Origin of the sequence: Kitasatospora sp. NPDC059571 (assembly GCF_042735675.1) — a bacterium.
Classification (GTDB): Bacteria; Actinomycetota; Actinomycetes; order Streptomycetales; family Streptomycetaceae; genus Kitasatospora.
Genome location: NZ_JBHWBW010000335.1, coordinates 3763 through 8788, shown reverse-complemented (window position 1 = coordinate 8788; position 5026 = coordinate 3763). Strand labels below are relative to the sequence as shown.

The following is a 5026-nucleotide window of genomic DNA, read 5'->3' as shown; positions in this document are numbered from 1 at the left end:
GGTTTGGGTGGGGGGCCCGCGGCTGGGGGGGGGGCGCCCGCCGCCCCCCCACCCCCCCCCCCCGCGGGGCCCCCGGGAGCCGGGGGGCCGGGGGCCCTCGTCCGTCCGGAGCACGTCGGCCCGGCACCCGCCCGCCACGGGCCCGAACGGGGCACGGTTGTCGGTGGGGCGTGGCAGTGTCGTTCCCGCAGCCCTTGGAGAGAGCAGAAGGAGCGAGTCGCATGCGCGTGGTGGTCAGTGAGTTCATCAGCCTGGACGGCGTCGTGCAGGCTCCCGGCGGCCCGCAGGAGGACACCGACGGGGGATTCGCCCACGGCGGCTGGTCCCACCCGTTCTTCGACCCGGAGGTCGTGGGCGGCGCCGTCGGCGAGGCGATGGAGGGCACCGAGGCGCTGCTGTTCGGACGGCGGACATGGCAGACCATGGCCGCGGCGTGGCCCGAGCGCGGCGGCGACCCGTTCGCCGACCGGATGAACACGATCCGCAAGTACGTGGTCTCCGGGACGCTCGCCGACACCGACCTCGACTGGGCGAACACCACCCTGATCCCGGCCGGCCAGGCGCTCACCCTCCTCCGTGAGCTGCGTGCGGCCGACGGCGGCGACCTGCTGGTCATGGGCAGTCCCACCCTCGTCCGGACCCTCCTGGCGGAGGACATGGTCGACGAGCTGCGGCTGATGGTCATGCCGGTGCTCCTCGGCGGCGGCAAGACGATCTTCCCCGCCGACGGTGCCCGACGGGCGTTCGAGCTGGTCTCCACGACCACCGCCAAGACGGGCGTGAACGTGTGCGTCTACCGCCCGGCGGCCGAGAGCTAGGCCCCGCGCAGACCCCCCGCCGGCCGCCGGCCGACCGCGTACGAGGAGGCCCCGCCCCATCCGCCGGGGGCCCCTGACCATCGCCTGACCGGGCATCCGATCGCACTGCCCGCCCCGAGCCGGACCGTGAGCCACTCGGCCGCGTCGGGGTCAGGCCCGAAGAGCCCTGACCGAGTCGCAACGGCTTACGGCCCCGATCATGCTCGGACCCAGAGCAGACGGGACACCGGCCGAAGCCGCTCCACCACCCGCACGATACGGTCGCCGTCCATGGCGCTGGGGCAGGTGATCCCAGCCGGCCACGACAGAACGCGAGGCCGTCGTGCGAGAGATGAAGAAGTTCTTCCGCCTGTTCAAGGACACCGGCAGCTCGGCGAGCGACGCCCCCTTCGCCGAAGGCGATGCCTGCCGGTGTTCCCCGCTGTGGCCGAAACTGGAGACCACGGCGAACGGCTACGTGCTTCCGGCTGAGCCCTCGTCGCACTACAGCCTCATGACGAATCCCGAGATCGGGCCCTTCGTCGCGCGTTGCGTCGCCTGTCACGCCCGGTATCCCGACCCGTGGGTGATCCCCCAGGGCAGTCCGATGCCCTTTGCGTGGGCCCAGGAGGCGGAGGGCTCGGGGCGTGAGAGCGGCTGACGGCCACGCCCTGTGCCTCGGAGGCCCGGCCGCTGAGGCGGTTGTCCCGGGGCCCCGTGGGCCGTGTGAGGTCGGCCGACGATGACGGATGAGAGCCCGGGCCGAGTCCTCCGGCCCATGTGGGACAAGGGACACTTCTCCGGATCTGCGACACTGGATGCACCATGCCTAAGCCCGGAGAACTGACCTTCGTCGCGCCGCGCGGCGCCAAGCCCCCGCGACACCTTGCCGACCTCAGCCCCGCCGAGCGCAAGGAGGCCGTCGCCGAGCTGGGCGAGCAGCCGTTCCGCGCCAAGCAGCTGTCCAACCACTACTTCGGCCGGATGTCGAACGACCCGGCGACCTGGACGGACATCCCCGCGGCCAGCCGGGGCAGGCTGACCGAGAGCCTGCTGCCGGACCTGATGTCGGTCGTCCGGCACGTCTCCTGCGACGACGACGCCACCCGCAAGACGCTGTGGAAGCTGTTCGACGGCACGCTCGTCGAGTCGGTGCTGATGCGGTACCCGGACCGGGTCACCATGTGCATCAGCTCCCAGGCCGGCTGCGGCATGAACTGCCCGTTCTGCGCCACCGGCCAGGCCGGGCTGACCCGCAACCTCTCCACCGCGGAGATCGTGGAGCAGATCGCGTCGGGCATGCGGGACCTGAAGACCGGTGCCGTCCCCGGCGGCGAGGCGCGGCTGTCGAACGTGGTCTTCATGGGCATGGGCGAGCCGCTCGCCAACTACAACCGGGTGCTGGCCGCGATCCGCCGCCTGACCGACCCGGCGCCGGACGGCTTCGGGCTCTCCCAGCGCGGCATCACCGTCTCGACCGTCGGCCTGGTGCCCGCCATGCACCGCTTCGCGGACGAGGGCCTCAGCTGCCGCCTGGCGCTGTCCCTGCACGCGCCCGACGACGAGCTGCGCGACGAGCTGGTGCCGGTGAACACCCGCTGGAAGGTGGACGAGGTGCTGGACGCCGCGTGGAACTACGCGGACAAGTCCGGCCGCCGGATCTCCATCGAGTACGCGCTGATCAAGGACATCAACGACCAGGCGTGGCGCGCCGACCTGCTGGGCCGGCTGATCAAGAACCACCGGGTGCACGTCAACCTGATCCCGCTCAACCCCACGCCGGGTTCCAAGTGGACGGCCTCCCGTCCGGAGGACGAGCGGGAGTTCGTGCGCCGGCTGCAGGCCCACGGCGTCCCGACGACCGTCCGCGACACCCGCGGCCAGGAGATCGACGGCGCCTGCGGCCAGCTCGCCGCCGCGGGCTGAGCACAGCACGGCAGTCCGAGCACCGACGCCGCAAGGGGCGCGGGGCCGGGAGGACGGAGGCACTGCCTCCGCCGTCTCCCCGGCTCCGCGCCCCTTGCTGCACGGCCGGGCGGCGCGCCCGGGTCAGAACAGCGCGCCCACCGCGAGCAGCGCGGTCAGTCCGCCGGTGAGCAGCAGCACGCCGGCCGCCGCCGCGGCCCGCAGGGCCGCCGCCGAGCCGATCAGCCGCTGCTCGGCGCCGAGCCGTTCCAGCTCCGCGGTGACCTGCTGCCGGGCCGCCCGGATCTCCAGGGTGCGGGCGGCGACCGCGCCGATCGCGCAGCACAGGACCAGGACGGCGCCCGCCCGCACCGGCCCGGAACTGCGGGCGCCCTGGTCGAGGGCGACGGCGAGGACGGCGAGGCAGAGCGTCAGGACGGCCAGCGGGCCGCCGAGTCGGCCGGCCTCGGCGGTGAGCGCCCGGCCGGCGAGCAGCCGCAGCGGTTCGGGACGTCCGATGGCCAGCAGCCGGCCGGCCAGTGCCAGCAGCGGCCCGGTCAGCAGGGCCAGCCCGAGGGCGGTGAGCGCCCAGCCGGTCAGCGCGGCGACGCCGACCGTGCCGATGTGCGCGGGCAGCACGACCGGCCGGCCGTCCTGTTCGGAGCCGGGACGCAGCCCGTAGAGCTCCAGGGCGAAGCCGACCAGGGCGAGACCGGCGGGGACGGCGATCCGGACGGGGTGGAAGGGAGTCGGCGCCGGTGCGGTCGCGGGCCGTCCGGGCAGCGCCTGGGCCGGGGCCACGGCCGCCGCGGCGGCGCCGCCGGCCACGAGCGGGACGAGCAGCAGCAGGGCGACCGGCGCGGCGGCGGGCAGCGGGATCCCCATGCCGAGGTCGGCGGCGAGCCCGGGGCCGGCGATGTCGTTGCGCAGGACGAGGAAGAGCAGCAGGGTCACGGTGCTGCCGAGGGCGGCGGCGAGCGCGGTGTCGCCGGCGATCAGGGCGCGGATCCGGCCGGTGCCGGCGCCGGCCGCGGTGAGTCCCGCGATCCGCTCCGGCTGCTGGGCGGGGACGGCGCGGGCGGCCGCCGCGGCGAACCAGGCGAGTCCGGCGAGCGGGGGCAGGCACCAGAGCAGCCGCGGCAGCGAGGTGGCGGACGGCTCGCCGAGGGCGTGGCCGAGTGCGCGCAGCAGGAAGGCGGCCGCGGTGGCGCCGGCCAGTCCGGTGAGCAGGCGCCGTCCGAGGTCGAGCGGGTCGGCGCTGCGGGCGAGGGCGAGGGGGAGCACGTAGGGACCGCCGCTCTCTCAGCGCCCGGCCGCGACGGCCGCGGGGCCGGCTGCGGCGTCGGCCGGGGCCGGTGCGCCGGCCCGGTCGATCCGGCCGTCGACCAGGGTGACGGTGCGGTCCGCGAAGCGGACCTGCTCGGCGTCGCTGCCGGCCAGCAGCATGGTGATGCCGTGCGAGCGGGCGGCGCTGGCGAGTATCCGCAGCACCTGCTCCTGCTCCTCCCGGTGCAGCGGCGCGGCCGGGTCGTCGGCGAACAGCACGGTGGGCATCGGGGCGAGCGCGCGGGCGACGGCGACGCGCTGGCGCAGGCCCTGGACGAGGGCGGCCGGCCGGTGGCGGGCGTAGTCGGCGATGTCGAGCCGCTCCAGCCATTCGGCGGCGGCGGCGTGGGCCGCGCGGTGACCCGCGCCGGCGAGCAGCAGCGGGAGCGCGACGTTCTCGCGCGCCGTCAGTTCGGGGACGAGGTGGGGCTCGGGGCCGACGTAGCCGAAGCGTTCGCGGCGGAGCTTCTCGCGGCGGGCCCGGCCGAGGGTGTGCACCGGCGCGCTGTTGAACCAGATCTCGCCGTCGTCGATGGGGAGCTGGGCGGAGAGGCAGCCGAGCAGGGTGCTCTTGCCGGAGCCGCGGGCTCCGGTGACCGCGAGGATCTCGCCCTCCTCCACGGCGAGGGTGACGCCGCGCAGGGCGGGCGTGCCGTGGTGGGACTTGACGATCCCTCGGGCCCTGAGCACGTCGTTGTCGGGCGGGGCCGCTGACATGGAGGTCCATCCTGGTGCCGACGGGGAAATGACAGTCGTCAGATTAGAACGAACCGGGCGTGGCGCGGGTGCGGCGCACTGCACCATCCCCGGGCAAATCGCCGTGATTCCGGCGCATTGATCCTGGGAAAGACCCCGGACAGCGGGGGGGGGGGGGGCGGCGGCGGGGGGGGGCGCGCGGGGCGCGCGGGCCCCCGGCGGCGGTGGGCCCCCCCCGCGCCCCCCGCGCCGGTCGGCAGGGTCTCGGCCAGGTCGGCGGCGTAGGCGTCCAGGGCGTAGCG

General features: G+C 75.3%; 5 protein-coding genes. 3 read left to right on the top strand and 2 right to left on the bottom strand.

Translation table 11 applies throughout. From position 1 onward, the window contains the following. The first annotated feature begins 221 nt into the window (after nucleotides 1-221). The 3 genes from ACFV0G_RS28455 (at nucleotide 222) to rlmN (ending at nucleotide 2723) form a co-directional block, all read left to right on the top strand. Nucleotides 222-818, top strand: a complete 597-nt coding sequence (locus ACFV0G_RS28455) for a dihydrofolate reductase family protein (RefSeq protein WP_380554045.1) — start codon at nucleotides 222-224, stop codon at nucleotides 816-818. Between the two features lie 331 nt (nucleotides 819-1149). Continuing rightward, complete coding sequence (locus ACFV0G_RS28450) at nucleotides 1150-1458, top strand: hypothetical protein (RefSeq protein ID WP_380554042.1); 309 nt, start codon at nucleotides 1150-1152, stop codon at nucleotides 1456-1458. 164 nt (nucleotides 1459-1622) lie between these two features. After that, complete coding sequence (gene rlmN, locus ACFV0G_RS28445; protein ID WP_380554039.1) at nucleotides 1623-2723, top strand: 23S rRNA (adenine(2503)-C(2))-methyltransferase RlmN; 1101 nt, start codon at nucleotides 1623-1625, stop codon at nucleotides 2721-2723. 123 nt (nucleotides 2724-2846) lie between these two features. On the opposite strand, the gene ACFV0G_RS28440 is transcribed toward rlmN, so the two are convergent. Beyond that, on the bottom strand, nucleotides 2847-3986 hold the full coding sequence (locus ACFV0G_RS28440) for a hypothetical protein (protein ID WP_380554036.1): 1140 nt from the start codon (nucleotides 3984-3986) through the stop codon (nucleotides 2847-2849). A gap of 18 nt (nucleotides 3987-4004) precedes the next feature. Continuing rightward, nucleotides 4005-4745 (bottom strand): ABC transporter ATP-binding protein, encoded by a 741-nt coding sequence (locus tag ACFV0G_RS28435; protein WP_380554033.1) that lies wholly within the window; start codon nucleotides 4743-4745, stop codon nucleotides 4005-4007. Nucleotides 4746-5026 lie beyond the last annotated feature (281 nt).